At 71.7% G+C, this 26997-nt stretch carries 24 protein-coding genes and 4 tRNA genes; 14 read left to right on the plus strand and 14 right to left on the minus strand.

Annotated elements, in window-relative coordinates; translation table 11 throughout:
* Positions 1-76 precede the first annotated feature (76 nt).
* Positions 77-1057 carry a helix-turn-helix domain-containing protein gene (locus tag AB0J53_RS13785; RefSeq protein WP_364171872.1) on the plus strand — a complete coding sequence of 327 codons (981 nt, stop codon included), beginning with the start codon at positions 77-79 and terminating at the stop codon, positions 1055-1057.
* A gap of 14 nt (positions 1058-1071) precedes the next feature.
* On the opposite strand, the gene AB0J53_RS13790 is transcribed toward AB0J53_RS13785, so the two are convergent.
* Positions 1072-1144, minus strand: a tRNA-Lys gene (locus tag AB0J53_RS13790).
* A gap of 61 nt (positions 1145-1205) precedes the next feature.
* Positions 1206-2360: an acyl-CoA dehydrogenase family protein gene (locus tag AB0J53_RS13795; protein ID WP_357583573.1), complete on the minus strand. Its 1155-nt coding sequence runs from the start codon at positions 2358-2360 to the stop codon at positions 1206-1208.
* A 91-nt stretch (positions 2361-2451) separates the two neighbouring features.
* On the opposite strand from AB0J53_RS13795, the gene AB0J53_RS13800 reads away from it, so the two are divergent.
* On the plus strand, positions 2452-2745 hold the full coding sequence (locus AB0J53_RS13800) for a PspC domain-containing protein (RefSeq protein ID WP_357583575.1): 294 nt from the start codon (positions 2452-2454) through the stop codon (positions 2743-2745).
* Here AB0J53_RS13800 and AB0J53_RS13805 read toward each other — a convergent pair whose 3' ends face one another.
* Positions 2746-4017 carry an MFS transporter gene (locus tag AB0J53_RS13805; protein WP_357583577.1) on the minus strand — a complete coding sequence of 424 codons (1272 nt, stop codon included), beginning with the start codon at positions 4015-4017 and terminating at the stop codon, positions 2746-2748. It lies immediately after the preceding gene.
* A 110-nt stretch (positions 4018-4127) separates the two neighbouring features.
* A complete protein-coding gene (locus AB0J53_RS13810) occupies positions 4128-4469 on the minus strand; it encodes a metallopeptidase family protein (protein WP_308125808.1) in 342 nt (113 codons plus the stop codon).
* 102 nt (positions 4470-4571) lie between these two features.
* On the opposite strand from AB0J53_RS13810, the gene AB0J53_RS13815 reads away from it, so the two are divergent.
* The 5 genes from AB0J53_RS13815 (at position 4572) to AB0J53_RS13835 (ending at position 7335) form a co-directional block, all read left to right on the plus strand.
* Positions 4572-6071 (plus strand): metallophosphoesterase, encoded by a 1500-nt coding sequence (locus AB0J53_RS13815; RefSeq protein ID WP_364171875.1) that lies wholly within the window; start codon positions 4572-4574, stop codon positions 6069-6071.
* Positions 6072-6144, plus strand: a tRNA-Glu gene (locus AB0J53_RS13820).
* Between the two features lie 96 nt (positions 6145-6240).
* Positions 6241-6315 (plus strand) — tRNA-Asp (locus AB0J53_RS13825).
* 5 nt (positions 6316-6320) lie between these two features.
* A tRNA-Phe gene (locus AB0J53_RS13830) sits at positions 6321-6397 on the plus strand.
* Between the two features lie 602 nt (positions 6398-6999).
* Positions 7000-7335, plus strand: coding sequence for a hypothetical protein (locus AB0J53_RS13835; RefSeq protein WP_364171877.1), 336 nt, complete (start codon positions 7000-7002; stop codon positions 7333-7335).
* A 42-nt stretch (positions 7336-7377) separates the two neighbouring features.
* Here AB0J53_RS13835 and AB0J53_RS13840 read toward each other — a convergent pair whose 3' ends face one another.
* A complete protein-coding gene (locus AB0J53_RS13840) occupies positions 7378-8013 on the minus strand; it encodes a winged helix-turn-helix transcriptional regulator (protein ID WP_364171879.1) in 636 nt (211 codons plus the stop codon).
* A 133-nt stretch (positions 8014-8146) separates the two neighbouring features.
* Between AB0J53_RS13840 and AB0J53_RS13845 the strand changes: the two genes are divergently transcribed.
* Positions 8147-8485 (plus strand): hypothetical protein, encoded by a 339-nt coding sequence (locus AB0J53_RS13845; protein ID WP_364171881.1) that lies wholly within the window; start codon positions 8147-8149, stop codon positions 8483-8485.
* A 9-nt stretch (positions 8486-8494) separates the two neighbouring features.
* Here AB0J53_RS13845 and AB0J53_RS13850 read toward each other — a convergent pair whose 3' ends face one another.
* Both AB0J53_RS13850 and uppS read right to left on the minus strand, forming a co-directional pair.
* A complete protein-coding gene (locus AB0J53_RS13850) occupies positions 8495-9907 on the minus strand; it encodes an oxygenase MpaB family protein (protein WP_364171883.1) in 1413 nt (470 codons plus the stop codon).
* Complete coding sequence (gene uppS / locus AB0J53_RS13855; protein WP_246645113.1) at positions 9904-10629, minus strand: polyprenyl diphosphate synthase; 726 nt, start codon at positions 10627-10629, stop codon at positions 9904-9906. The genes AB0J53_RS13850 and uppS overlap by 4 nt, the downstream gene beginning before the upstream one ends.
* A gap of 83 nt (positions 10630-10712) precedes the next feature.
* Between uppS and AB0J53_RS13860 the strand changes: the two genes are divergently transcribed.
* The 3 genes from AB0J53_RS13860 to AB0J53_RS13870 all read left to right on the plus strand — a co-directional run bounded on the left by AB0J53_RS13860 (position 10713) and on the right by AB0J53_RS13870 (position 13463).
* Positions 10713-11180 (plus strand): Rrf2 family transcriptional regulator, encoded by a 468-nt coding sequence (locus AB0J53_RS13860; RefSeq protein WP_364171886.1) that lies wholly within the window; start codon positions 10713-10715, stop codon positions 11178-11180.
* A gap of 36 nt (positions 11181-11216) precedes the next feature.
* Positions 11217-12401 carry a globin domain-containing protein gene (locus AB0J53_RS13865; protein WP_364171888.1) on the plus strand — a complete coding sequence of 395 codons (1185 nt, stop codon included), beginning with the start codon at positions 11217-11219 and terminating at the stop codon, positions 12399-12401.
* Between the two features lie 81 nt (positions 12402-12482).
* Positions 12483-13463, plus strand: a complete 981-nt coding sequence (locus AB0J53_RS13870) for a helix-turn-helix transcriptional regulator (RefSeq protein WP_364171890.1) — start codon at positions 12483-12485, stop codon at positions 13461-13463.
* Here AB0J53_RS13870 and AB0J53_RS13875 read toward each other — a convergent pair whose 3' ends face one another.
* The 3 genes from AB0J53_RS13875 to AB0J53_RS13885 all read right to left on the minus strand — a co-directional run bounded on the left by AB0J53_RS13875 (position 13464) and on the right by AB0J53_RS13885 (position 20702).
* Complete coding sequence (locus AB0J53_RS13875; RefSeq protein WP_364171892.1) at positions 13464-17060, minus strand: S8 family serine peptidase; 3597 nt, start codon at positions 17058-17060, stop codon at positions 13464-13466.
* Between the two features lie 132 nt (positions 17061-17192).
* Positions 17193-19229, minus strand: a complete 2037-nt coding sequence (locus AB0J53_RS13880; protein ID WP_364171894.1) for a cellulose binding domain-containing protein — start codon at positions 19227-19229, stop codon at positions 17193-17195.
* 132 nt (positions 19230-19361) lie between these two features.
* Positions 19362-20702 carry a hypothetical protein gene (locus AB0J53_RS13885; protein ID WP_364171896.1) on the minus strand — a complete coding sequence of 447 codons (1341 nt, stop codon included), beginning with the start codon at positions 20700-20702 and terminating at the stop codon, positions 19362-19364.
* Between the two features lie 28 nt (positions 20703-20730).
* On the opposite strand from AB0J53_RS13885, the gene AB0J53_RS13890 reads away from it, so the two are divergent.
* The 3 genes from AB0J53_RS13890 to AB0J53_RS13900 all read left to right on the plus strand — a co-directional run bounded on the left by AB0J53_RS13890 (position 20731) and on the right by AB0J53_RS13900 (position 23282).
* A complete protein-coding gene (locus AB0J53_RS13890; RefSeq protein WP_364171898.1) occupies positions 20731-21306 on the plus strand; it encodes a hypothetical protein in 576 nt (191 codons plus the stop codon).
* A complete protein-coding gene (locus tag AB0J53_RS13895) occupies positions 21297-21869 on the plus strand; it encodes a hypothetical protein (RefSeq protein ID WP_364171900.1) in 573 nt (190 codons plus the stop codon). The genes AB0J53_RS13890 and AB0J53_RS13895 overlap by 10 nt, the downstream gene beginning before the upstream one ends.
* 144 nt (positions 21870-22013) lie before the next feature.
* Positions 22014-23282, plus strand: a complete 1269-nt coding sequence (locus AB0J53_RS13900; protein WP_364171902.1) for an MFS transporter — start codon at positions 22014-22016, stop codon at positions 23280-23282.
* Here AB0J53_RS13900 and AB0J53_RS13905 read toward each other — a convergent pair.
* The 4 genes from AB0J53_RS13905 to AB0J53_RS13920 all read right to left on the minus strand — a co-directional run bounded on the left by AB0J53_RS13905 (position 23188) and on the right by AB0J53_RS13920 (position 26973).
* Positions 23188-24327: a CU044_5270 family protein gene (locus tag AB0J53_RS13905; protein ID WP_364171904.1), complete on the minus strand. Its 1140-nt coding sequence runs from the start codon at positions 24325-24327 to the stop codon at positions 23188-23190. The genes AB0J53_RS13900 and AB0J53_RS13905 overlap by 95 nt on opposite strands.
* On the minus strand, positions 24324-24848 hold the full coding sequence (locus AB0J53_RS13910) for a sigma-70 family RNA polymerase sigma factor (RefSeq protein ID WP_364171906.1): 525 nt from the start codon (positions 24846-24848) through the stop codon (positions 24324-24326). Before AB0J53_RS13910 ends, AB0J53_RS13905 begins: the two co-directional genes overlap by 4 nt.
* Before the next feature lie 81 nt (positions 24849-24929).
* Positions 24930-25619 (minus strand): hypothetical protein, encoded by a 690-nt coding sequence (locus AB0J53_RS13915; protein WP_364171908.1) that lies wholly within the window; start codon positions 25617-25619, stop codon positions 24930-24932.
* Between the two features lie 100 nt (positions 25620-25719).
* On the minus strand, positions 25720-26973 hold the full coding sequence (locus AB0J53_RS13920; protein WP_364171910.1) for an acyltransferase: 1254 nt from the start codon (positions 26971-26973) through the stop codon (positions 25720-25722).
* Positions 26974-26997 lie beyond the last annotated feature (24 nt).

Below are 26997 nucleotides of genomic sequence, written 5' to 3' on the forward strand. Positions count from 1 at the left end.
CAGCACCTGTTAGGAGGATGCGGCCGAAGCGTGCCATAAAGCGGACGAAAGGTGCCATTCGCGTAGGCTCGCGGGTGTGATCGAGGGGACCGTGTCGACCCAGCTGGCCCGGCTACTGGCCGGCGCCGCGGGGGCGAACGCCGCGCTGGCGGCCTTCGGCGACGAGGTCCACCACGACCTGGTGCGGGTGCCGGCGTCGGTCACCGACGCGCTCTGGGAGGAGCTGGCCGGTGTCACGGCCGCGCAGCTCGTACGCGCCCTGCCCGACCAGGGCGTTGGGCTGTGGAGCCACATGTTCGGCGGGGGCGAGAACCTGCTGGACGGCCTGCGTGACGCCGCCAGATACCTCCCGATCCTGGCCGATCCGGCGACCGAGTCGATCGAGGTGCTCGACGACGGCGAGCTGACCACGGTGCGCCACAGCTCCACGACCCGCCTGGCCCCGGCGGTGGCCGCCGCCCGGATCGAGTTCGGTCTCGGCGTGGTGCTCGAACAGTTGCGCCGCGCCGGCGTCAGGACGGTCACGCCCGTGCACGTGGGGTTCAGCCATGCCGCGCCCCGGCGTCACGACGGCGTCGCCGAGCTGTTCGGCAGCCGGAACGTCACCTTCGCCGCCGAGTCCGACAGCCTGACGTTCCTCACCGCCGACCTCACGACGCCGCTGCCGTACGCCAGGCCCGGCCTGGCCCAGGTGCTGCGGCAGCATGCCGACCTCCTGCTGAGCGCCGTACGGCCGGCGTCGACCTGGCACGACAGGTTCCGCGCGGCCGTGGCCGACGCGCTGCGCGACGGCGACTGCTCGTTGCGGGCGGTCGCCGCCCGCCTGGCCCTCAGCTCCCGCACGTTGCAGCGCCGCCTGGCCGAGCAGGGCACCACCTGGCGGGCCGAGCTGGAGACCGTACGGCAGGACAGGGCGGTGCGGCTGCTGCGGGACACAGACCTCACCGTCGACGCCGTCGCCGACCGGGTCGGCTACAGCGACGCCCGCGCCCTGCGCCGCGCCACGCATCGTTGGCACGGCAGCTCACCACGCACCGTACGCGGAAAGCCCACGTAACCAGTCAGACGGGGTAGGGCGCCCGGGGCTCGAACCCGGAACCTACGGATTAAAAGTCCGCAGCTCTGCCAATTGAGCTAACGCCCCTCGCAACGACAAGCGTACAGAGATTACCGCCCCGCCCGCGACGCCATTCGCTCTCGTCTCGTCACCGGTAGGCGGCCAGCCCGGTCAGCGCCTCGCCGAGCACCAGCGTGTGGATCTCCTGGGTGCCCTCGTAGGTCAGCACCGACTCCAGGTTGTTCATGTGCCGGATCACAGGGTACTCCAGGGTGATCCCGTTGCCGCCGAGGATGGTGCGGGCCTCCCGGGCGATGTCCAGGGCGGCGCGGACGTTGGCGAGTTTGCCGAAGCTGATCTGCCGGGGCTCCAGGGTGCCGGCGTCCTTGAGCGCGCCGAGGTGGAGGGCGGTCAGCCCGGCCTGGGCGGCGCCGACGTACATCCAGGCGAGTTTGTCCTGGGTGAGCTGGAAGGCGCCGATCGGCTTGCCGAACTGCACGCGGGTCTTGGCGTACTCGACGGCGGCCTCCAGGCAGGCGCGGGCGGCGCCGACGACTCCCCACAGGATGCCGAAGCGCGCCTCCGACAGGCACGACAGCGGCCCCTTGAGGCCGCGTACGCCGGGGAGCACGGCGCTGCCGGGCAGGCGGACGTCGTCGAAGTAGAGGGAGGAGGTGACCGATGCCCTAAGGGACAGCTTCTTGTGGATCTCAGGGGCGGAGAAGCCGGGGGTGTCGGTGGGGACGACGAAGCCGCGGATGCCGTCGTCGGTCTGCGCCCAGACGACGGCCACGTCGGCGATGGAGCCGTTGGTGATCCACATCTTGGAGCCGTTGAGGATCCAGTCGTCGCCGTCGCGCTTGGCGTACGTGCGCATGTTGGCGGGGTCGGAGCCGTGGTCGGGCTCGGTCAGGCCGAAGCAGCCGATGGCCTCGCCGGCGGCCATGCGCGGCAGCCACTGCTCCTTCTGCTCGTCGGACCCGTAGCGCCAGATGGGGAACATGGCGAGCGAGCCCTGCACCGACACGAACGAGCGCAGCCCGGAGTCGCCGGCCTCCAGCTCGCGGCAGGCGACGCCGTACGAGGTCGCGTCGGTGCCGGCGCAGCCGTAGCCCTCCAGGTGCATGCCGAGCAGGCCGAGCGCGCCGAGCTCGGGGGCGAGCTCGCGGGCGGGGAAGGTCGCCTCCTCGAACCAGTCGCCGACGTGCGGCAGCACGCGGTCGGCGACGAAGGTGCGCACGGTGTCGCGGATGAGTCGCTGGTCGGCGTCGAGCCGGTCGTCCAGCCGCAGCAGGTCGTCCATCGCGCGTCCTCTCCTCGCTTAGGGGGCTACCAGGGTTCTACCAGGGGCAATCCCGATGTGCGAACGCAGGGCGGCAGGGCAGTCTTGGGGCATGAGCGAATACAACACCAAGCAGCTGCGCAGGACCCGCAAGGGCAGGATCATCGCGGGCGTGTGCTCGGGCGTCGGGGAGTACGTCGGGATCGACGCGAACCTCATCCGCATCGGCCTCGCGGTCATGACGCTGTTCGGCGGGCTGGGCGTGGGCGTGTACGCGATCGGCTGGCTGCTCATGCCCGAGGAGGGCAAGGAGACGTCGATCGTCCAGGACCTGATCAACAAGCAGCAGAGCAACAGCGGCGGCGGCACCAGCCCGTGGAGCGACGAGCAGAAGCCGCAGCAGTGATCAGGTCGCGGTCTGCGTCCGCACGCGGCCGCGCGACTCGGTCCAGATCATGGCCAGCACGGCGGCCACGATGAGGCCGGTGATGCCCGACAGGGCGACCACCGGCTCGGGGCCCAGCTTCTCGGCGGCGTAGCCGCCGATGAGGATCGCGACGCCCTGCGCGGCCATGAGCCCGGACTGCACCAGCCCGAACGCCTGTCCGCGCTGGTCAGGAGGGACTCGCTGGACGAAGGCGGCGTTCGCGGCGAGCTGATAGGCGCCCCCGATCCCCGACAGGACCCACGCCCCCAGCACGACCTCCAGCGGCGGCCGCATCGCCGTCACGATCAGCGGCGCGCAGCTCAGCATGGCCAGCCAGCCCATCAGCCGCATCCGCCCGGGCGGCGTGACGAACCTGCTGAACAGGAACGCCCCCACTACCGTGCCCAGCGGCATCGCCGCCATCAGCAGGCCGGTGATCACCGGCACGGGCAGGGTGCCGGTGTAGAGCTCGACGGCGTACGGCACCGCGATGCCCTCGGGCAGCACGTAGAAGCCGCACAGCCAGGCGAACAGCACCAGCGTGCGCAGCTTGCGGTCGCCGAACACGAGGCGGGCGCCGGCCCTGGTCATCGTCCACATGGACGGTCTGCCGCCGGCGTGCTCGCTCGCGGGGCGCCGCCGTACGCCGGTGACGAGGATCAGCGCGGAGGCGAGGAACGTGGCCGCGTTGATGGCGAGCGCGCGGTAGGGGCCGAGGGCGGCGATCACGGCGCCGCCGGCGGCGAAGCCGAGCATCTGCACGGCCTGGTTCGTCATGTTCTGCAACGCGGAGCCGACGACGTAGCGGTCGCCTTCCAGCACCTCGGGCAGCAGCGCGGCGCGCGCGGCCGAGAACGGGGCGCTGAGCAGCACCACGAGGAACACCAGCCCGCACAGCACCGGGAACGGCATGAACGGCAGCGCCATCACGCCCACGAGCGCGGCGCGCAGCAGGTCGCAGGCCACCATGACGCCCCGGCGCGCGAACCGGTCGGCGAGCCCGGCCAGCAGCGGCCCGCCCAGGATCGACGGCAGGTAGGTCAGCGCGTAGACGGCGGCGGTGGCCAGGGCGGAGCGGGTGCGGTCGTAGACGAGCACGGCGAGGGCCACCTGGGCGAGCTGGTCGCCGAGCAGCGACAGCCCCTGGCCGTACCAGAGCGCTCTGAACTCCTTGACGGCGATGACCTCACCGTAAGTGGCTTGGCGCTCTGTGGCACGGCGATGCCGTCCCGGCAGCCGTCGCGTCCGCATGGCCCCCATTGGACTCCGCTGTGCCTGACTGAGAGTGTTCAGTATGTCACCTAAGGTGCCCGATCATTCGGCAAGGCGCAACCCATTGGCGTCACCCGGAGGTTAAAGGGTCACCAACCCAGCTCATGGAGACGGTCGTCGTCGATGCCGAAGTGGTGGCCGACCTCGTGAACCACCGTGATCCGTACCTCCTCGACGACCTGCTCTTCCGTGTCGCAGATCTGACAGATCGGATTGCGGTAGATCTCGATGCGGTCGGGCAGGACTGCGGAGTACCAGTCGCCGCGCTCGGTGAGGGGAATGCCGGTGTACAGGCCCAGAAGGTGGGGTTCTGGCGGATCGTCCACAACTGTGACGACAACATTGCTCATGACACGGGTCAGCTCCGGAGGGATCGTGTCCAGCGCCTCGGCCACGAGCTCTTCGAACTTCTCCGGGGAAACCTCGATCACACGTGCCATTCTGCCTCGCGGGCTGGGTAAGCAAGAAACCGTATGAAGTTCCTGGACAGGTTGAAAGCAGTCATCAGGTCGCGGGCGTCCAAAGCTGTGGCGGTGCTCGTCGTCGCCGCGGCCGGCGCCTGGCTGGGCATCTTCCTCAGCGGGACCGTGCACGCGCAGGTCGGCCCCGTCGAGACCGGCATGTCCGTCGCCCCCTCCTGGAGCGGCGAGACGATCGTCGACGCCAGCCCGCTGGGCACGCTCACGTTCGGCACCCACGACGCCCCGCTGACCCTGCGCATCACGCTTGAGAACATCGACCAGGAACGCGCCAAATCGCTCCTCGAAGACCCCCGCCTCACCGACCGGCTGCCCAGCATCATCGAGCGCGACCTGCTCGCCGGCGTGCGCGAGCTCGCCATCCGCTCGCTGCTGTGCGCCGCCGCCGGCGCGCTGATCGCCGTCCTCATGGTGTTCAGGCGGCCCCGCGTCGCCCTGACGGGCCTCCTGGTGGCCGCTGTGGCGCTCGCCACGACCGGACTGGTCGCCGCCCGGACCTTTCACCCCGGCTCGCTCGTCGAGCCCCGCTACACGGGCCTCGTCGCCGCGGCGCCCTCCCTCGTGGGCAGCGCCGAGTCGATCGTCACCCGGTTCGAGTCGTACCGCTCGCAACTCACCAAACTCGTCACCAACGTCTCGAAGCTGTACGACGCGGTCTCAACCCTTCCGGTGTACGACGCCGACCCCCGTTCCATCCGCGTCCTGCACGTCTCCGACATCCACATCAACCCGATCGCCTGGAACGTCATCCGGTCCCTGACCGAACAGTTCACCGTCGACCTGATCGTCGACACCGGCGACATCTCCGACCACGGCAGCAAGGCCGAGAACAAGTTCGTGGAGGAGATCGGCCGCCTCGGCGTCCCGTACGTGTACGTACGCGGCAACCACGACTCCAAGACCACCGAGAAGGCCGTCGCCAAGCAGAAGAACGCCGTCGTCCTCGACGACAAGATGCGCAACGTCGCCGGACTCAGCATCTACGGCCTCGGCGACCCGCGCTTCACCCCGGACAAGTCCGTACACGTCGACACCGACCCCGCCTCCCTCGAAGCCTTCGGCCGCGCCCACAGCGAGAACGTCGAGAACGCCGACCTCGTGGCCGTCCACGACGACATCGTCGCCCGCGGCTTCTCCGGCGCCACGCCGATGGTCCTGGCCGGTCACGCCCACAAACGCTCCACCACCATGCTGCCCACGGGCACCCGCGTCCTCGTCCAGGGCTCCACCGGCGGCGCCGGCCTGCGCGCACTCGAACACGCCGAGCCCACGCCCGTCCAGGCCTCCGTCCTGTACTTCGACCGCGAGACGAAACGCCTGCAGGCCTGGGACGACATCACCCTCGGCGGACTCGGCGAGCAGTCGGTGTACATGCAGCGTCACGTGGAGCCCGACCCGGGACGTATGATTTCCCCAGCGCCGACGAACGCCCCGTCGCCAACGGGGACGCTCAGCGGCACTACGTCACCGGCCGCCGGTTCGCCACTTTGGCATCAAGGGCAATCGTCCCCTATGCTTCAGAGGTCTCCGACGGAAGGCGACAGGGAATCCTGAGCCCCCATCGTCTAGCGGCCTAGGACACCGCCCTTTCAAGGCGGCGGCACGGGTTCGAATCCCGTTGGGGGCACTGCGAGCGCCTAGCGCACCCGCGAAACGGCAGGTCGAAGGACCTCCGAAGAGCTGGTAAGCTAAGCGAGCGCAAAGAGAACGAAGCAAGACGCAAGGTCCTGTAGAGCAGTTTGGAGTGCTCGCCACCCTGTCAAGGTGGAGGTCGCGGGTTCAAGTCCCGTCAGGACCGCTCTGGGTCAGGTAGCTCAGTTGGTACGAGCGTCCGCCTGAAAAGCGGAAGGTCGGCAGTTCGACCCTGCCCCTGACCACCAGCTTTCGAACAACCAAGATGCCCCGTAGTGATCTCGCTCCGGGGCGTTTTTGTGTGCCGACGACACCGGCGGCTGGCAGGATCCTGGTGTGAGCCGGACGGACAACACCATGCCGTTACGCATCCAGCAGCAGGACGGCCGCCGCTTCAGGCACGACGTGGGCGGGTCCTACAAGGGCGTTGGGAAAGTCGCGAACATCGCTGAGCGGAAGGCCCGGCAGCGCGTACGGCTGACCCTGCTGAGAGGCGAGGAGCCGGCGCCGACCAGACACCGCCGATGCGAGAAGTGGCTTTACTGAGAAGCCTTTCACGGTGGGCGAAGTCGTCGGCATCGGCGCCCGCCCCGGCCCAGCGTCGAGTGGGTCGGCCGGAACGAATTCGGCTACGTCGGTTACGGTCGCGTCCGGGTTCGGTCGCGATGACGGCAGAGCGTGACATCGTGAAGGCAGTGGAAAGGTCGGCTGGTACATCGCCCAGGGCTGAGGACATAGGGCGATGGCAATTCGGCAGGTAGCGTCGCTCGCTGGAGTTCTCCTTGTCGCCGGGATGTTGACGGCGTGCAGCTCTACACCCGCAGCCCGCCCAACGCCTGGCCCTACCGCAGTGGAGGAGACCATCGAACCTCCGGCGGCCGAGACCCTGAGAGTCCCCGGCATGGAGTCGGGCACGAAAACGCTGGCGACTGCCGGACCGACAAGGGGGTCCAGCGTCATCGCGGACATTCGGGCAGACAAGGGCAGTATGTGGGTGATGTTCGACTGCCGAGGCGCAGGAACAGCGGAGATTGCCTTGGAGCCGCTCGTCTCGATGCCGTTCACATGCCTCGACAGCACGATCACGCCGACTATGAACCAAATCGACCTCAAATCGAAGACGCGGCTCAGAGTTCGTGTGCAGGCCCCCGAGTCGGTCGAATGGACGTTGAGGGTGACTCAGTAGTCATCGACTACATAGGACTAACGGACGCCCCGGGCATTCCCTTCAGCCTCCGTACAGCAGGCCGTTGAGAGCGGGGCGGTTGCCGGCGAAGGTCACCGTGCCCTCCGCCAGGGCCGTGTCGAGGGCGGCGGGGTCGGTCAGCAGGGCGCTGAGGGTTTTGGGGGTCGTGCGGAGGGAGAGGTCGGCCGTGGCGGGTTCGCCGCTGTGGACCTGGATCCGGCCGGACTCCGCGCGGAGGGTCCAGGTGGTGCCGTCGAGTTCGAGGCGGCAGACGGTCGGCGGCGCCGCCGGGTCGGGGTGGACGTGGCCCCGTAGGTAGATCAGCACCGAGGTGGCGCTGAGTGAGGTGGGCTGGGGCGGGTGGGGGGCGTCGATGCCCCAGTCGCTCAGGGCCAGGATGACCGGCTCCAGCTTCCTGCCTCGTTCGGTGAGTTCGTAGACCTGGGGCCCGGTGGCGGATTCGCGGGTGCGGCGGCGGATCACGCCGTGGTGCTGGAGCTCGCGGAGGCGGTCGGTGAGCAGGTTGGAGCTGGCGTTGGGCAGGGCGTGGCGCAGCTCGGAGAAGCGTTGCGGCGCCAGGAGCAGCTCACGGACGACGAGCAGCGCCCATCTCTCCCCGACGATGTCGAGTGCTCGCGCGATCCCGCACGAGTCGCGGTAGCTGCGGCTGGTCGGCACGGCTGCTGTCTCTCCTCGGTGCACTGCTGGCTCGGAACGTGATTCATCCTAGTCCACGGTGAGGTTATTTTTAACAACCGACGATGGTTAGTCTTCAGGAGTCAGCACAGATCGACAGGCGATGGAGGGCGCAGTGAGTGTTTCGACCGAAGATCGGCAGCATGGGCATGCGACGGTCGTGGATCCCGACGCGCATCAGGTGCTGTTCGAGAACGAGCACGTACGGGTGATCCAGGCGCGGGCGTCGCACGGCTGGGAGAGCGCCATGCACGCGCACCGCCCGATGCTCGTGGTCAACCTGGGCACCGGGCGGCAGAAGGTGACCTGGGCGGACGGGTCCACCCAGATCGTGGATCTGAACCCGGGCGCGGTCGTCTGGCAGGACGACGCCTTCGAGCACGCCTGGGAGTTGCTGGCGGGGGAGGTGAACGTGGTGCTGGTCGAGGTCAAGTCGGCGGACGGCGGGCAGTAGCGGGCGTCGTCACGCCTGGGTCAGGAGCGTGCTGTAGGCCTGGGAGTGCTCCTGGCCGGACATGAACGAGACGAACTGCCGGACGAAGGCGCCGCGCGAGTAGCTGCCGTCACCGGCCAGGTCGCGGCCGAAGGCCGTACGGAACAGGTCGCGGTATTCCTGGGCGTCGATCTTCTGGTCGTCGTCCACGTCGGTGACGTCGAACAGCACATCGGCGATCTTGATGAGCCCGGCCCCGGGCAGCGAGGCGGCCGCGGCGGCGTACTCCTGGCGGGTGACGCGGCCGTCGTCGTCGCTGTCGAGGGCTGCCTGGAGCTCCCGCCACCAGGCGGCGTACGCCTGGAAGAGCCGCTCCTCGTCCTGCTCGCCCAGGTCGAGCCGGGTGGCGACCTCCCTCGCCATGGCGGCCAGGTCCGGCCAGCGCAGGTAGCCGTCGCCGGTCTGGTCGAGGACCTCACTGAAGAAGCGGTCGGCCGACAGGACCACCTGCTGGTCGTCGGCGGCGGGGGCGGGGGTGATGAGGCGCAGGAGGGCCGCGGCCTGCCCGGCCTTGCGGCGTACGGTGTCCCACGGGGTGGCGGACGACGGGTCGAGCAGGCCCATGACGGAGTCGACGCGCGTCCAGCCCTCCGGGAGGTAGCGGGTGGCGAGGCCGGCGGTCAGGTAGGCGCCCTGCATGAGGGTCCGGGCCCCGGGGAGGTCGGGCAGCGCGACGCGCCGGCAGAACGGCTCCGGGAGCGAGGCGATGATGACCGCGGTGGCCAGCGGGCCCGCCACGGCCCGGCCGACCGTCCACACCAGGGGATGGCCGCGCAGCACCGGCGGCGCGGGGACGTTGGCCAGGAGCCGGTAGAGGATGACGCCCACGGCGTCGTTGTTCTCCAGGCGGTTCTCGACGACGTGGTCGTAGTAGGGCCAGAACTCCTGCAGCGTGGCGGGCAGGTGCTCGTTGTCGCCGTCGATGAGGGTCAGGAAGATGCGGTATTCGTCGTAGAGCCGCCGCATCTCGCCGGCGTCGAGCGTTTCGCCGCTCAGCCGGCACATCGCCACCGTCGACTCGAAGAGCGTGGCGACGACCCAGGCGCGGGCCTCGGGGTCGGTGGCGTCGTAGGGGCGGCCCTGGGCGTCGGTGCCGGACATGCGGGCGTGGAGGCGGTTGAGCCGGGCCACCTCGCGGTCGCGTACGCGGGGGTCGGGGCTGAGGATGCGCCGCGAGCTGGTCGCGGTGTTGCGCAGCCGCCGCCAGGGGTGGGTGAGGAATGTCGAGTTCTCCATCAGCGCCGCGCCGATCTGCGGATGTGCGGCTTCGAGCAGCGTGGCGCGGGTGACCGCGAGGCCCCAGCGCGCCTCGCCGACCAGGCGGCGCAGGATGGAGTCGGCGCCGAAGACGTCCGTCGTCTCCGCTGTGGTGGTGCGGCTCATCGGTGACCCTCCCCGGTCAAGGTGGTGGACTGGCGTACGTCGCCGAAGCGGCGCTGGCGCCGCCGGTAGGTGTCGAGGCACTCCCAGAAGTGGGTGGCGCGGAAGTCGGGCCAGAGCACCTGCGGGAAGACCCATTCGGCGTAGGCGACCTGCCAGAGCATGAAGTTGGAGATGCGCTGCTCCCCGGACGTGCGGATGACGAGGTCGACGTCGGGGGTGTCGGAGTAGGGCAGGTGCTGGGCGAAGCTGTCCTCGGTGACCTGGTCGGCGGGCGTGGCGGAGCGGATCAGCGAGCGGGCAGCGGCCACGATGTCGCGGCGTCCGCCGTGGTCGAAGGCCACGGTCAGCGTCATGCGCCTGTTGTCGCCGGTGAGCGTCATCAGGTCGGTGATGTCGCGGACCAGGGGCTGCGGGATGCGCGGGTCGGCCATGCCGAGGAACCGGCAGCGGACGCCCCGGGCGTGCAGGGCGGGGGCGTGCTTGCGGATGGCGCGGCGGACGAGCCGCATGAGGATGTCGACCTCGGCGGCCGGGCGCCGCCAGTTCTCCGTGGAGAAGGCGTACAGGCTCAGCCAGGTGACCCCGGCGCTGCGCGCCGCCTCGATGACGTCCATCACGGCGGCCTCGGCGGCCTCGTGGCCGGCGGTGCGCGGCAGTGATCGCTGCGCGGCCCACCGGCCGTTTCCGTCCATCACGCAGGCGACGTGCCGCGGCAAGAGCATGACCACCCCCATAACTGAGGGTAACTGTAGCTTTACCTTTCGTGGTGTCAAGGTGGGCCGGTGGGGAGGATTACCTTGGGGGCATGCGCCTGACCGCCTTCACCGACATCTCCCTGCGGATCGTGATGCGCCTGGCCGTCGTGAGCGGTGACGAGCTGCTAACCACGCGGGCCGCCGCCGACGTGCTGGCGATCCCCTATACGCACGCGGCCAAGGCGGTCTCGCGGCTGAGCGAGATGGGGCTGGTGGAGACCCGGCGGGGGCGTGGCGGCGGGCTGCACCTCACGGCGGCGGGGCGGCGGGCGACGGTGGGCTCGATCGTGCGCCGGCTGGAGGGCGAGCACGAGGTGGTGGGGTGCGAGGACGCGCTGCTGCCGTGCCCGCTGCGGGCGGCCTGCCGGTTGCGCGGGGCGCTGCGCCAGGCGCAGGAGGCCTTCTACGCGTCGCTCGACACGCTGACGGTCGACGCGCTGGTCACGGGGCCGACCGGGCCGGTGCTGCTCGGGCTGGGCGTCCCACCCAGATCGGGGACCGGCGGACCGGCTCTTTAATATGCATTCCAGATACCAATTTTCTGGAGGTCCCCCATGCTGTCCGCGGAAAGCGCCGCGACCGTCCGCGCCACCCTCCCCGTCGTGGGCGCGTCGCTCGACACGATCACCGCCCGCTTCTACGAGACGATGTTCGCCGAGCGGCCGGAGCTGCTCGACGGCCTGTTCAACCGGGGCAACCAGCGCAGCGGCGAGCAGCGCAGGGCGCTGGCCGGGTCCATCGCCGCGTTCGCCGGCGCCCTGCTCGACAACCCGGACGAGCGCCCCGACGCGCTGCTCACCCGCATCGCGCACAAGCACGCCGCCGTCGGCATCACCGACGACCAGTACGTGATCGTGCACAAGTATCTGTTCGCCGCCATCGCCGAGGTGCTGGGCGAGGCCGTCACGCCCGAGGTCGCCGCCGCCTGGGACGAGGTCTACTGGCTGATGGCCGGCGCCCTGATCGCCATGGAGGCCCGCATCTACGCGCAGGCCGGCGCGAGCGAGGGCCGCACCTGGCGCCCGTGGCGGGTCGTCGAGCGCCGCGAAGAGACCGCCGACGTCATGTCGCTCGTGCTCGCGCCCGTCGGCGACGAGCCGGTCCCGCCCGCGCTGCCCGGCCAGTACGTCAGCGTCCGCGTGCGGATGCCCGACGGGGTGCACCAGCTCCGGCAGTACACGCTGTCCGGCCACGGCGCCGACGGGCTGCGGCGGATCACCGTCAAGCGGGTGCGCGGCGAGGGCGCCCCCGAGGGCGAGGTGTCCAACCTGCTGCACGCCACCGTCGAGCCGGGCGACGAGCTGACGCTGTCGGCCCCGTTCGGCGACGTGACGCTGGCGGGCGGCGACGCGCCGCTCGTGCTGGCCTCCGCCGGCATCGGCTGCACCCCGATCGCCGCGATGCTCCAGCACCTGGCCGAGACCGGCAGCGACCGCCGCGTCCTGCTGCTGCACGCCGACCGCTCCGAGCCCGAGCACGCGCTGCGCGAGGACATGGAGGCGCTGACCGCCGTGCTGCCCCGGGGCGAGAAGATCTTCTGGTACGAGGACGGCCGGCGGGGCAGGGCGGGCCGGATCGACCTGGCCGGGGTCGACATCCCGGCGGGGTCGGTGGCCTACCTGTGCGGGCCGCTGCCGTTCATGCGGGAGGCCAGGGCCCAGCTCATCGGCGCGGGCGTGGCGCCCAGGGACATCCACTACGAGGTGTTCGGCCCCGACCTGTGGATCGCCGCGGCCTGAGCGGAGCCGAGAGCGCGACGGGATCCCCGTATTTAAGTGCACTTATGTGCCGTTTGGGGGCCACCTGTCATCATGGGGACCATGTTGGAGGCTGCCGGGCTCGACGAGGTGACGGAACGGGCGTACCGGTTACTCGTCCGCGCGGGCGAGGCGGAGGCGGCCGACGTCGCCGAGGAGCTGGGGATCACGGCCGAGGCGGCGGCCGGCGCGCTCGCCACGATGCGGGACCTGGGGCTGGTCCGCGACGCGGGCGGGCGCGGGTTCGCGCCGGTGGCCCCGGACGTCGCGCTCGGGCCGCTGCTGATGCGGCGGCAGGAGAGCATCGACTGGGCCCGCCAGGCGGTCGAGCAGCTCGCCGAGGAATACCGCACCAGCCTGCGCCGCCGCGACGCCGACCGGCTGATCGAGGTGCTGCCGAGCCGCGCCGCGCTGCGTGAGCAGGTGCGCCACCTGCAGAACAGCGCCCGCGAGGAGGTCATGTACTTCTGCCGCGCCGGGCACGTGGTGATGCCGTCCCAGGACAACACCGAGGAGCTGGACGCGCTCGGCCGGGGCGTCGACTACCGGGTGATCTACGAGCGGGCCCTGCTGGAGGAGCCCGGGATGGTGGCCAACGTCGCCTATGGCATCAAGCTCGGCGAGCGCGCCCGCGCCGTGCGGTTCCTGCCGGTGCGGATGATGATCGCGGACCGGGCGACCGCGCTGCTGCCGCTGGTGCAGCACGCGGGCGGCCGGACCGAGACCACCGCCGCGCTGGTGCGCGGCAGCAGCCTCCTGGACGCGCTGATCGCGCTGTTCGAGGCCCAGTGGGACCGGGCCACGCCGATCCGGTCGCTGGACGACGGGCAGGTCATCGACGCGGCGGCCGGCTGCCCGCTGGACGCCGACGAGCTCTACCTGCTCTCGCTGCTGGTCGCCGGCGTCCCCGACAAGTCGATCGCGAGCCAGCTCGGGCTCAGCCTGCGCACCGTGCAGCGCCGCGTCTACCACCTCATGCGGCGCGCGGGCGCGCAGACCAGGATGCAGCTTGCCTGGCATGCGGCCCGCGAGCGCTGGCTGTGACTACCGGACCCCGTACGCGCGGGTGACGGTCTGCTCCAACCGCTCTCCGGCGGCGCCCGTCGCGGTCACCCGCAGCGACACCCCGAGGTCGGTCTTGCGGTGCGAGACCAGGGCGACGTGCTGCCCCCGGCCCGCGGGGATCAGCGGCAGCCGCCGCCAGGTCCTGCCGTCGTCGTACGACATCTCCGCGCTGAGCTTCCTGGCGCCGGGCGCGGTGAAGCCGAGCTTGACCGGGAGCGTCCGGTGGACCCGGCCCTCCAGGTCGGCCGGGATGTCGTAGCCGACGCCGAGCATCGGCAGCGGCCGGGTGTCCTCCGTCCTGGCGGACCTGAACGTCCACGACGTCCGCGTGGCCGTGGCGTGCAGCCACTCGTCGCCGGTGCGCGTGGTGTCCAGCTCCAGCCGGTACTCGGCGTCCTCGGCCACGGCGGGGAAGGCGCCGCGCAGCGTGCTGCGCTCCTCCACCAGCTGCCCGTCCCGGTAGAAGCGGGCCGCGGTGGTGTCCTTGTCGGCGCTGTCCCGCGCGTAGCCCTGGTGCCCGTCGGCGTCCACGAACTCGGGCACCTGCACGGTCAGCACGTCACCCGTCCGGGTCGCCGCCTGGACGGCCGGGCGCACGACCGGGGCGAACCAGTCCTCCTTGACACGCTCGCCCGGCCGGTAGGTCCGCGGCCGGTCGGTCAGCCCGCCGCGCAGCCGGCTCATCGACTCCCAGGTCAGGGCGTGCTGCACGACGTGCTGCCACTGGGTGTCGCCGGCGCTGACGTACTCGGCCCGGCGCAGCGGCGTGTTGACGATGCGCTGCGTCTCCATCTGCGAGCCCAGGTCGTACGTCTGCCACGGGCGCCAGCCGAAGCGCTGGTCCTTGCCGTAGCGGTCGCCGCCGGACTCGTGGTAGCCCGCCTCGACCAGGGCGGTGTTGCGCCAGTTCACGTCGTGCACGATCCGCTCGGGCACGTGGCCGGAGGAGACCTGCATGACCTCGTACAGGTACGGCGGGGCGAACTGCCCGGTCACCTCGATCACGCCGCCCGAGCGTGCCTTCTCCAGCAGCGCCTGGCCGCGGTCGTGGGTGATCAGCAGGGTGGGCAGCGGGTCGCGCTCGCCCTCCGGCTTCCACGGCTGCCACATGGCCCGGCCGTCGGGGCCGACGACGATCACCGCGGCGGCTCCGGCGTCGGCGATGCCCTGCAGCTTGCTCGTCCAGTCGCCGAACTGCTCGCTGGCCAGGACGACCGCCTTGCCCTTCACGTCACCGGCGTCGGCCGTGGCCAGGGGCCAGCGCTTCTTGCCGGCGAACTCCGGCGACCTGATCGCGGGGCGCACCACCAGCGGGTCGCGGCCCAGCTCGGCGGTCACGCGGGGCGCGGCGAGCTGCCAGCGCGAGGCGAACTCGAACGTGCCGTTCGTGACGGGCTTGGTCGGCGTGACCGAGAGCCCGTCGACCGACGGGAAGTTCATCGAGCCCAGGCTGATCTTGCGCGACCCGTACGTGCGGTGGGTGAAGTAGGTGGAGATGCCCTCCTGGATCACCGGCTGCGAGGTCCTGATCTCGACGGGAACGGCGGTCCTGGGGTCGAGCACGATCTCCATGTCGCCGGTCACCGGCAGCTCCGGGTTCACCACGAGCGTGTCGACGGGCGTCTCGGAGCTCGTCTCGCCCAGGATCGCCTGCATGTGGTAGGTGCCCTCGGCGACCTCGGCCGTCCAGCCGGCCTGCTCGTCGAGGATGTAGCCGTAGGCGTCGTCCCTGCTGGAGGCCCCGTACATGGAGATGAAGGGCACGCGGGCGGGGGAGCCGTCGGCGTTCACGGCGGTGAAGCGGACCTTGTGGATCTTGCCCCGGCGGGTGAGGGCGATCGTGGTGTGCGCGACGGCGTCGCCCGCGGTGGCGGTGACGTAGCCCGCGTGCCGGCCGTGCTGGAGCTTGGCCGGGTCCACGGTGACGCGCACGCTCGCGCTCGCGCCCGGCTCGACGGTGAGCGTGGTCGCCGACAGCGTGACCGCGCCCTCGGCCGGGGCCTGGCCGTCGAGGTTGGTGACGGAGGGGGTGAGGGCGAGCGTGACGGGCGCCTGTCCCGTGTTCGTGTAGGTGATCTCGCCGCCGGGGACGCCGGTGTCGCCGTCCTCGTGCACGCCCAGGCTCAGCGTCCCCGTCGCGGTGAGGGTCTGACGGAGGGCGCGCGTCACGTCCAGCCGCCCGCCGCCCTGCTCGTACGGGGTCTGCCCGGCGATGGTCTTCGACGTGGACACCAGCGCGTTCTTGAGCTGCGCGGCGGTCCAGCCGGGGTGGCGCTGGGCCAGGATCGCCGCCGCGCCGGCCACGTGCGGCGTGGCCATCGAGGTGCCGGAGAGCTTGGTGTGGAGCTCGTCGACCGGGGTGCCCAGGCCGGTGCCCGCGGCCCGCGCGGCGACGATGCCGACGCCCGGTGCGGTGATGTCCGGCTTGACCGCCTCGTCCAGGCGGGGGCCGCGGCTGGAGAAGGGGGCGAGGGCGTCGTCGGCGTCCACCGCGCCCACGGTCAGGGCCGAGTTGGCGGCGCCGGGCGAGCCGACGCTGTACTCGCTGCCGTCGTTGCCCGCGGCGATCACGAACAGCGTGCCGGTCTGCTCGGTCAGCACGTCCACGGCGGTGCTGAGCGGGTCGGTGCCGTCGGTGGCGCCGCCGCCGAGGCTCATGTTGACGACGTCGGCGCCGCTCTCCCTGGCCGCCCACTCCATGCCGGCGAGCACCTGCGACTCCGTGCCGCTGCCTCTCGCGTTCAGCACCTTGCCGATCATCAGCTCGGCGCCGGGCGCGACGCCCTTGCGCAGGCCGCCCGAGGCCGCGCCGACGCCGGCGACGGTCGCGGCGACGTGGGTGCCGTGCCCGTGCTCGTCCTTGGCCGACGGGTCGTCGGTGAAGTTGCGGGCCTCGACGACCCTGTCCTTGACGTCGGGGTGCGTCTCGTCGATCCCGGTGTCGAGGACCGCGACCTTCACGCCCTTGCCGTCGAAGCCGTCCTGCCACGCCTGCGGCGCGCCCACCTGCGGCACGCTGTGCTCCAGCGTCGCGGTGACCTTGCCGTCCAGCCAGACCTTGGCCAGGCCGTCCCGCAGCTTCGGCTCGCCGCCCGCGCGCTCGGCGGCCCACAGCACGGGCAGTTCGTCCTTGTCGGCCCGCATCGTCCGCGCGTTGACGCTGCGCAGCGTGACGGCCTTCGCGTCGCTGTCGCGGTAGGACAGGATGAGCGGCAGGACCTCGCTGCTCTCGTCGTCGTACCCCTGCTCGATGAGGTCGCTCACGGCGAACAGCCGCTCGTCGACCAGGCCCCGGGACACGTAGGGGACCATGTCGGCGGGAGTGACGGTGAGCTCGCCGTCCTCCTCCTCGGTGAAGAACCTGACGTCCTCCCGGCCCTTGCCCGGCCGCACGGTCGCGGCGCGCTTGCCGCCGGCGACCTCCCTGACGGTGACCACGTCACCGGTGATCAGCGTGACCTCGTGCAGGTCACCGCCGCCGGAGGCGGGCTCCGGCGGCGTCGCCTGCGCCTGCGTGGGCACGGCGAGCATCGCCAGGCCCGCGCCGACGGCGGTGAAGCGGGTGATCCATCCCATGAACGAACCCGATCTGTCGTGCAATGACACATTGCTTTACTCGTCCATGAGGATGCGGGATAAGGACCGGTCAATGGGGGGTATGCGGCTGACCGGATGGCGACATGTCGTGAAAATGCCAGCGGCGGCCTCTCACCCGGCCGCGCAGACCGTGCCGTTGAGCCTGAACACGGACGGAAGCACGTTCGGCCCCGAGTAGTTGCCCACGAAGCCGATCGTGGCCGACGCCCCGGTGGCCAGGACGCGGTTGCCGGGCTCGCTGACGGCCTTGACCGCCCGCCCGTCCTGCGTCCAGACCGCGCTCCAGCCGCTCCCCAGACTCTGCCAGCTTCTCGGCCAGGCGAAGTCGAGGGTCCAGCCGTCGATCGGCGCGCCGGTGTTGGTGACGTCGATCGACCCGACGTAGCCGCTCGACCAGTCGGACTGGACGCTCAGCCGTACCGAGCACGAGCTGGTGGCAGGGGCCTTCGTGGTGAACGTCAGCGGCGGCGAGGCCCAGGAGAGGCCGCCGCCGGCGTCGCGGGCGATCACGTTGACCGTGTAGCGGGTGCCCGGCCGCAGGTTGCCTGCCGTGAACGAGGTGCCCGAGGTCTCGCCGAGCTGCTCGGTGACCGCGCCGTGCTGGCGGTGGATCTCGTACTTGGCGATGGGCCGGTCGCCGGCCGTGGCGCGCGGCCAGGTGATCGTGGCCTTGGTGTCCGTGACGGCAGACGCGACGGGCTGGGCGGGGGCGGCGGGGCCGGACCGGTCGGCGGCCGGCTTGAGGACGATCGTCGTCAGCGACAGCGGCGGCAGCGTCTGGCTGGTGGCGCTGCCGCTGGTCGCGGTGGCGATGGAAGTCGCGCCGTTGGTGTGGGTGAGCACCGTCGGCACGCCGGCCGCCGGGGTGTAGCCCGCGTAGTCGATCGCCGCCGCGTACGAGGTGTCGCGCGAGGTGTTGATCATCATGACCGCCAGGTCGCCGTTCGGGCGGCGGGCGGCGTGCGCGCTGACGGCGGGCGTGTCGCTCGCCGCCCGGACGAACTGGTCACCCGGCCGGGCGAACCTGCCGACCATCTGCAGCGCGTAGTAGGGCGCGAACGGCGTGTTGAACGCCGGCTCGCAGACCGACCCGTCGGCGGTGCACGTCCCGCTCGACAGCAGGCCGAAGTCGCCGTAGTCGGTGTGCCCCTCGACCTCGGTGACCGTGCCGATGCCGTTGTGGACGTTCCACCACTCGACCGTGAACACGCCGTTCGCCAGCAGCGTCGCGTACGCGTCGGCGGCGGCCAGCGCGCCCGGCTGGGTGTTGGTGCCGTTGCTGCTGGAACCGGTGTTGAACTCGGTCATCGCGATGCCGATCCGCTCCGCGCCCGGCCCGGCCAGCCTGGCGATCTGCTCGCGGGTGAGCTGGATCATGTCCGGTACGTGTCCCGTGCGGTCCAGGGCGCCCGGGTACCAGTGCAGGACCACGAAGTCGATCTTCGGGCCGGCGGTGGACAGGACGACCTCGTTCCAGCTTCCCGCGTCGCCCTCCGCCCTGATCGCGTCGGGCCAGTTCGCGGGCGTGGTCAGCACCGCGCCGATCTTGATCGTGGGATCGACCGCCTTCATCGCGTCCGCGTAGGCGACGACGTGCCTGGCGTACTCGGCCGGGCTCTTGTCCGCGTGGTTGTCGGCCTCCCACGCCGCGCCGTAGTGGCCGTTGCCGTAGTTCTCGTTGCCGATCTCCCAGTACTTCACGCCGTAGCCCTTGGTGACGTTGGCGTAGCGGACCCAGGCGGCGGCCTCCTCGGCCGTGCCCGTGCCGTAGTTGGCGGTCACCATCGGCTGCGCGCCGGTGCGGCGGGCCCCGGCCATGAAGGTGTCGAAGTCGGTGTCCGGCGCGACATAGCCGCCGGGGGCGGTGTGGTCGGCCCAGTGGTAGATGTCGGAGTACGAGCCGCCCGGGTAACGCAGCAGCCGCACGCCCGCGTCCTTGAGCAGGTCCGCGGTCTGGTCGCTGCCCAGTTGCGCATCCCAGACGGCGTGGTTGGTCCCGATGCCGGTCTCGGGCACGCCGGCCAGCGCGGCACGGGTGTTGACGGTGATCTCTACGGGGACGCCGTCGTCGGCATGGGCGGTCGGGGCGTTCAGGGCGGTCAGCGCCAGCAGGATCGCGGACGCGGAGCGCAGCAGGGTTCTCGGCATCGGTGCACCTCGCCGTGGCAGTGGTTCCTCACTCGACGCCTCCTCCTGACCAGGAGACGACATGATCATGAGTGGCGCGCGGCGCACCCGTCAAACGACGCTGAAACTTTCACCCAGGGTTCGGTCCGCTGCTCAGCGCCACAGTTTCCCGGTGGACAGGTCGAGGTTGTAGACCCGTTCGGACCAGGCGGCGCGGACCTGGAAGGCGCCCTTGCCCGACCAGCCGAGCCCGGAGCCGAGGCTGTCGTCGCCGCGGAACACCGGGGTGACCGCGCCCAGGCGCTCGCCGGTCTTCACGTCGTAGGTCGTGACCCGCCCCTCGTCGTCGATGACGACCAGGCGGTGGCCCTTCGGGTGCAGGTGGTAGGCGTCCCCGGCGGGCAGGCTCATGCGGGGCTTCCCCTGGTGGTCGAGGACGAGGGCCCGCGAGGCGGTGGCGGCCACGATGCCGCTCCCGCCGAGGTCGTGGACGCGCCGGACGTCGGGGAGCTCCAGCGTCCGCCAGGTCCGGGTGTCGATGATCCGCGCGCCGTCCCGGACCAGGGCGAGGTACCTGTTCTGGCCGGCGAACGTGACCTTGGGCAGCTCGGTGTCGGCCAGCGCGCCGGTGAGCGGGCGCGCGCCCGCCTCGTCCTCGTACACCAGGCGGCGGTCGTGCCGGTGCAGGTAGACCAGGGCCTTCTTGTCGGGGCTGCGGGTGAACGGGGCCGGCCGGGGCGCCTTGCCGGGGATGACGACGTACGGCGCGGCCTGCGGGAACGGCTGGTCATTGACCAGCCAGCCTCTGCAGTCGGCCGCCACCTGCGTGGTCCACGCGCAGGAGGGCGCCTTGTACGTGCGCACCGTCTCGAAGCTCGAGCGGCTGTCGGAGAACGTCAGGGGCGGCGTGTACGCGGGCGGCTCGGAGAGCACCGGCAGGCCGGGGGTGAGCAGCGCGGCCGACAGCACGATCGCGGTTCCCGCCAGATAGAGGCCGCGCGTGGACCAGCGGCCGATGGCCAGCTCGGCCGGGGCGCTCGCCGGTTCGCGCCGGGCGGCGAACGTCACCGCCACGGCCACGGCGACCAGGATTCCGGTGTGCGCGATCCGGGCCGGGGTGACGTCCTGCAGGAGAAAGGCGGTCGCCGAAACGGCGCCGGCCAATCCGAGGAGCCATGCGCCACGATAAACGCGCGCCTCGTCGTACGCGTTCGAGGCCCCCCGCGAGAACACCACGGAAACCGCGCACCAGCCGAGCACCAAAGAGAACGGGTCATTGGTGAGCCCCGCCACGGGAACGGCGACGACGAGCGCGATCAGACGCCATCGGCGCACGGCCCGGAAATGGCCGACGACCTGTTCGGCGTCGGCCGCGGTGACGGTGAATCCGGTCTGCGCGGCGAACCTGTCGAGCCGTTCCCGGCTGACCGGAGAGGCGGCCGCCAGCACGGTGAGCAGGGCGGCCACCCAGAGAATCAGCGGGGGTATTGTCACGAGATGCCACCATATATGGTTTCACCTCGTGGCTTCCGATGAAATTTGGCAGCAATACGGCGTTACCTCTTGGCGTGCCGAACCGGTCCGATTACGCGTGGTGATCTGGACGTCGTTTTCGCTCGTCATGGTGACCGCGTTTCTTTGGGGGACCGGGGCGGTGACCCCGCATATCAACTGGAACATCAACTCCTTCTTCGCCGGCGCCTGGGTGGACGAGAAAAGCGGCGCCCTGTCCACCAGGTTTTTCGTGGAAATCGAGAACGAGGGGTCCACCACCTTCACCGTCTCCGGCCTCTCGATGAACATCCCGGGCCTGCGGCTGCTGCCGGCCGAGAACCCCGGGGCGGAGAAGGTCACCGTCGAAGGAGGCGACATGGAGGTGATGGAAAGGCACGTCGCCATCACCGACTGCGCGGCCGTGCCTCACACGCCGCAGCCGGTGCGGTTCACGTACGAGACCTATCTGGGGGCACGGACGGCGGAGGTCACCTGGGACTCCTGGCAGCTGACCGGGCCCGACGGCGCGACGGTCCCGGTCGCCTGGCAGCGCGGCCTGTCCGACAAGGTGTGCAGCGAAGCGGTGAGCGACGAATGGCCCTGACGAACCCCCACCCGCGCGCCGCGTCCGGCGGTCTCATGCCGCCCGTCGCGCTGATCGCCACCGGTCTCGTCATCGTCTACGCCGCCCTCCGGCTCGACGGCTTCGACCTGCTCCTCGACCCGGCCGGCTGGGCCATGTGCGCGGTCGGGCTGTCCCGGCTGCGAGGCGTCTCCCTCCACCCGGCCGACCCGGCGGGGGCCGCAGCCACCACGTTGATGGTCGTCCTGTCGAGCGCCGACCTCCTGATAACCGGCCCGGCCGCGCCGGACACGTCCCTGGAGCAGGCGCTCGACCTCGCCGAGAAGGCCGGCTCCCTGCTCGCCATCTGGCTGATCGGCGAGCTCGTGGCCGGGCGGCTCCGCCCCGGCGGGCACGCGTCCCGCGCCGCGCTCCTCGACGTGCTGCGCTGGGCGGTCGCCGCGCTGGGCGTCGCCGGCATGCTGGCCCCGTACGGCTACGCCGGGCTGCCCCTGGCCGTGACCGTCGCCTGGTTCGCGGCGCTGGTGGTGCTCGTCGTCGTCCTCTACCGCTCGGCCAACCTGTCCTGCCTGAACCAGCCGTAAGGCACGCCGGCGTAGCCGTGTAAGGTGATCGCCATGTTCCTCACCCGTGCCTAGGCCACCGCCCGGCCGCACCGACGCGTGCGGCGTGCCGGTGTCCTTCGCACGTCTCAGCGCCGCGACGCGCTGCCTTCCTGAGGAACCTTCATGTCTCCCTCCTACGTCGCCGTCCTCTCCCACCCCGGCGCCGCGCGCGCCTTCGGCTTCGCCCTGCTCGGGCGGCTGTCCTACGGGACCGTCTTCCTGTCGCTGACGCTGGCGCTCACGGCCACCGCCGGCTCCTACGCGCTCGCCGGCGGCGTCCTGGCCCTGTTCGGGCTCGCCGTGTCCGTCCTGTCTCCCGTGCGGGCCTGGCTCGTCGACCGGTACGGGCCGCGCCGGGCGCTGCCTCCGATGGCCGGTCTCTATGCGGCACTGCTGGGCTGCCTGGCCGTGCTCACCTGGCAGCCCGGGGCGCCCTGGTGGCTGCTGGCCGTCCTGGCCGCAGCGGCGGGCGGGTGCTCGCCGCCGCTCGGGCCCGTCATGCGCACGCTCTGGAGCGACCTGCTGGGCGACCAGCGGCTGCTGCAACGCGCCTACAGCCTCGACACCGTCGCCGAGGAGCTGCTCTACATCGCCGGCCCGTTGCTGGCCGGGCTGGTCGCCGTGGTCGTCGATCCGGCGGCGGGCGTGGCCATGAGCGCCTGCCTGGTGGCGACCGGCACGTTCGCCCTCGTCACGTCGCCCGCGATGCGGCCCGGCGCCGCCCCGGCCGCCGCCCGTCGCCGGGAACGCGGGCCCGGCGTCCGGGCGCTGTTCACGCCCGTCGTCGTCGCGGCCGCGCTGGGCCTGTGCCTGGGGGCGCTGACGCTGCTCGTGGTCGTCTTCGCCCAGCGGCAGCAGCAGCCCGCCGCCGTCGCGTGGGTCGAGGCCGCGCTGTCGGCGGGCAGCGCGGCGGGCGGCCTGGCCTACGGCGCGATCGCCTGGCGCGCGTCGGGGGCGGTGCGGTTGCGCCTGCTGGCCGCCGCGCTCGGCCTGGCCGTCGCCGCGGCCGGAGCCGTGCCGAACCTCGCCGGGCTGGCCGGCGCGGCGGCGGTCGCCGGGCTGTTCGTGGCCCCCGCCTTGACGACCGCCTATCTCCTGGCCGACGAGCTGGCCGGGCCGCGGAACAGGACCCAGGCCGGCGCGTGGGTGAACACCGCCTTCCACGCCGGCAACTCCCTCGGCACCGCCGGCGCCGGGCTCGTGGTGGAGCGGCTGCCGCTGGAGTGGTGCTTCGCGCTGGCGGGGGCGCCGCTGCTGCTGGTGGCGATCATCACGTCGCCGCGCCCCCGGCGCGATGTCACGGCCTGCTGTCGGCCCAGCCCGCTTCCAGCACCGTCGTCGTGCCCACCACGGTGCCCGGCTCGTGCCCGGCGTGCGCGTCGCCCGGCTTGACCACCACGCTCTCGCTGGCCAGGCCCCGCCCGGTCTCCTGGTCGAAGATCAGCCGGGTCTCCATGACGCTGTCCTTGACCTTCTCCTCGACCGCCACCGCCGCGCCCTGGCGGCCCTCGGCGTCGGTCACGTTCTCGATGACCTTGACCGAGTCCAGGTCGGCGAGCATCCGGAAGGCGGCGGCCCGCACCTCAGGCGTGACCGGCATGTCCAGGATGAGCCCGGTGCTCACCCGGTACAGCCACGGGTCGGACGCCATCGGCACGCTCTCCGACTCGGTGTCGTGCCCCTTGTACGAGCGCAGCAGCCACGCCTTGAGCCTGCCCGGATCGGACGGCAGCGAGCGCAGCTCCTTCATGGTCACGTTGCGGCCCAGCCAGAACACCTTGTCACCGTCGACCAGCGGGCTGAAGCCGCCCCACGGCTTGCGCGGCGAGGTGGACAGCGTGATCGCGCGCGGCTTGCCGGGCACCTTGACCTCGAACTCGCGGGGGGAGCCCGCCCGCCGCCAGGCCGCCTCGTCCTCGGGTGTGGCCGGTCGCGCGCCGAGCGACTGGTAGGTGCCGCCCTGCTCGCCGCCGGTCGCGCTGGACGTCCAGCCCTCGCTCCGCTGCCGCTCCACGACCGTGTAGCCGCCCTCGGCGACCTGGTGCAGGGTGCGCTGCATGGTGGACGTGTGCCACCACGCGCCCATCTCGTCGGGCTGGCTGCCGGCCTTCTCGGCGGCGGCCAGCAGCACCTCGCGCGCCGACAGCCGCACCTTCGTGGCGGTGGCGGTGGCGGTGGCGGCGGGCTGGGCGACGGAGTCGGGGGCGCTCGGCGGCGCGCCGCCCGTCCCGGTCACGACGACGGCCGCCGCCGCGACCGCGGCCGTGGCCCCGGCCAGGCTGATGCCCCACACCGGCCGGACGGCCTTCCGGCCGCGCCGCGCCTTGCGCGGGTGCGACATGGCGTACGTGAGCTCCCTGGCCCGGGTGCCCTCGTCCACCGGGGCGTCGCCGAGGTGTGCGGGCCGAGCGGCACGCAGCTCGTCCATCGGGTTCATGACCACTCCTCGCTGAGGTTGTTGCGCACTCGGGGACGGGACGGCCCGGCGGGCTCCATGGCCTGCTTGAGCCGTTTGCGGGCGCGGTGCAGCCGGACCCGGAACGCGGCGGTCGAGCAGCCGACGACCCGCGCGGCCTCCTTCGGCGACAGCCCCTGCCATGCCACCAGGACGAGGATCTCCCGGTCGTCGTCGCCGAGCGCGGCCAGCGCCTGGAGCACGCCGATCCGCTCGGTCACCTGGTCGGCCACGTCCCCTTCGGTCCAGGCGCGCAACTCCTGCGCGAGCGCCTCGCGCCTGGCCTCGGCGCGGATGGTGTCGCGCAGCACGTTGCGTGCCACGCCGAGCAGCCAGGGCAGCGCCGGGTCGGGCACGTCCTCCAGCCGCCGCCAGGCGATCGCGAACGTCTCGCTCACGACCTCGTCCGCCACCTGACGTCCCGAGCGACTGACCACGTACGCCCACACGCGTTGCCGGCATTCGTCGTACATGCCGGTGAACCGGTGCTGATCATCCGTCACCGCCCCGCCCCTTCGTTCCGGATGTTTCTGACACCCGGTAGTGGTCCGAGCAGTCCCGTTGTTACCGCATGATCGGAAAAATCAGCCCACCAGGCCCAGCAGGTACGCCACCGGCACCAGGCCAACGGTGAGCGCCACGGCCCACCAGCGGGGCGCCGGTCCCGTGCGCAACGTGGTGACGCCGAGCGGGACGAGCGCGACGGCCAGCCCGGCGAGGGCGACCAGCGAGACCGGGTCGCTGCTGCCCTTCAGCACGCCCAGCGGCAGCGCGGCCGTCAGGCCGAGCGCCACGCACCGGGCCACCCCGAGCGCCCGTGCCCGGTACGCGCCCACGGCCAGCACGATCCAGCCCGCCATGATGCACACGTTGACCGCCTTGAACACGTGGAAGGCCCCGTACGTGCCGGCCACCACGCGCTGCGCGGCCTCCAGCCCGAGCACGTCCACGAGCTGGAACGCCAGATGGCTCACCCCGGCGTGGAACACCCGCCCGAACAGCCCGAGCACCACCAGCGTGATGCCCCAGCGCCCCCAGCCGGGCTCCAGCCGCCGGGCCAGCCCGGTCACCGCCGGCCACAGCAGCACCACCCCGGCGGCGAACAGCCCGTAGGACAGCGCCATCTCGCCGGGCCGGGCGGCGTGGGCGGCGAGCTGCCCGGTGAAGAAGTCGTCCGCGCCGATCCGGGTCAGCACCCCGGCCAGGAGGAGCAGCGGGCCGAGGATCATGCCGACGCCCTCGACCCAGCGGCCTGGCAGCTCTGTTGATGTCATGCCCGCCATTCAAGTGACGCGGGCGGCCGTTCTCACTGGTGCGCGGAGGAGAGGTGAGGGTAGTCCTGGCACCACCTGGACCCGCCGGCGCCAGGCAGCTTCACCCGCCCCCCGGACTGCTCCGCCGCGCGTTTGACGATCCCATGGATCGAGCGGCGATCCGTCGTCCCAGGCGCTGCGCCGGAGCCTCCACGAGCCGGTACGTGAGCGCCGAGCAGCCCAGCAGCACCGCCACGACCAGCGCCCCCAGGCCCACCCGGTACGGCCAGGCGACGGCGGCCGGGTCGCCGAGGAAGCCGTCGACGATCTCCAGCAGGATCGGGTGGATCAGGTAGACCGAGTAGCTCACCATCCCCAGCCATGCCCACCACGCGGGCACCCGCCGGTCGGCCAGCAGCATCCCCGCCCCGAACGTCGCCCACGCCGCCAGGACCGCCGCCACCCACGGCAGCGGGTCGCCGTCGTGCCACAGCAGCGCCGCCCCGGTGGCCGCCACCGGCACCCCGCCCGCGACGGCCCAGCCTCGGCCCCGGGAGATCTGCCCCGTCCGCCACCGGTACAGCGCCGTGCCCGCGAACATCGTGGCCAGGATCGTCAGGCTCTGCCAGGCCGGGATGCGGCTGTTGACCGCGATCAGCCCCAGCGGGAGCACCGCCAGCGCCACCGCCCCGGCCCGCCGCAGCGCCGGGCGTGAGCTGAGCACGCCCGCCAGCCCGCCGCCGCCCAGCACGACCGCCGCCAGCGTCGTGACGAGCGTCGGCCCCCGGTGCGTGAGCAGGATCGTCGGCAGCACGCCGCCGGCGACCACGGCCAGCACGCCGAACCCGGCCGCCACCTCCGCGCTGCGCCGATGCCAGCCGGCCACGAACAGCGCCGTGACCAGCAGGTAGAAGGCCATCTCGTACGAGAGCGTCCACAGCACGTTGACGACGTTGGGCGCGTTCAGGAGGTCCTGGAGCATCGTCAGATGGGCGAGCGTGGCCGTGACCGGGTTGTCGGTCAGGTAGACGTGGATGCCGTCGATCCCCGTCACCACCAGCAGCAGCGCGGCGCACACCACCACCGCCCACAGCGGGTAGAGCCGGAAGCCCCGGCCGATCCAGAACCCGGCCACGCTGCCCCGCCGCTCCAGCGACGCCGGGATCACGTAGCCGCTGACCAGGAAGAACACGATGACGCCGTACCAACCGGCGTCGAACCACGGGCCCGTGACGCCGCGCAGCTCGGGGTAGAGCGGGTTCAGCGCGTGCTCGTACACGACCACCAGGGCGGCCAGCCCGCGCAGGGCGTCGAGCCAGCCGAGCCGGGGGCGCACGGGGGCGGCTGTGCTGGGGGAGATCTCGGTGTTTGTCATCGGAAGATCGACAATATCGCTTAG

Origin of the sequence: Nonomuraea sp. NPDC049725 (assembly GCF_040674795.1) — a bacterium.
Classification (GTDB): Bacteria; Actinomycetota; Actinomycetes; order Streptosporangiales; family Streptosporangiaceae; genus Nonomuraea; species Nonomuraea ceibae.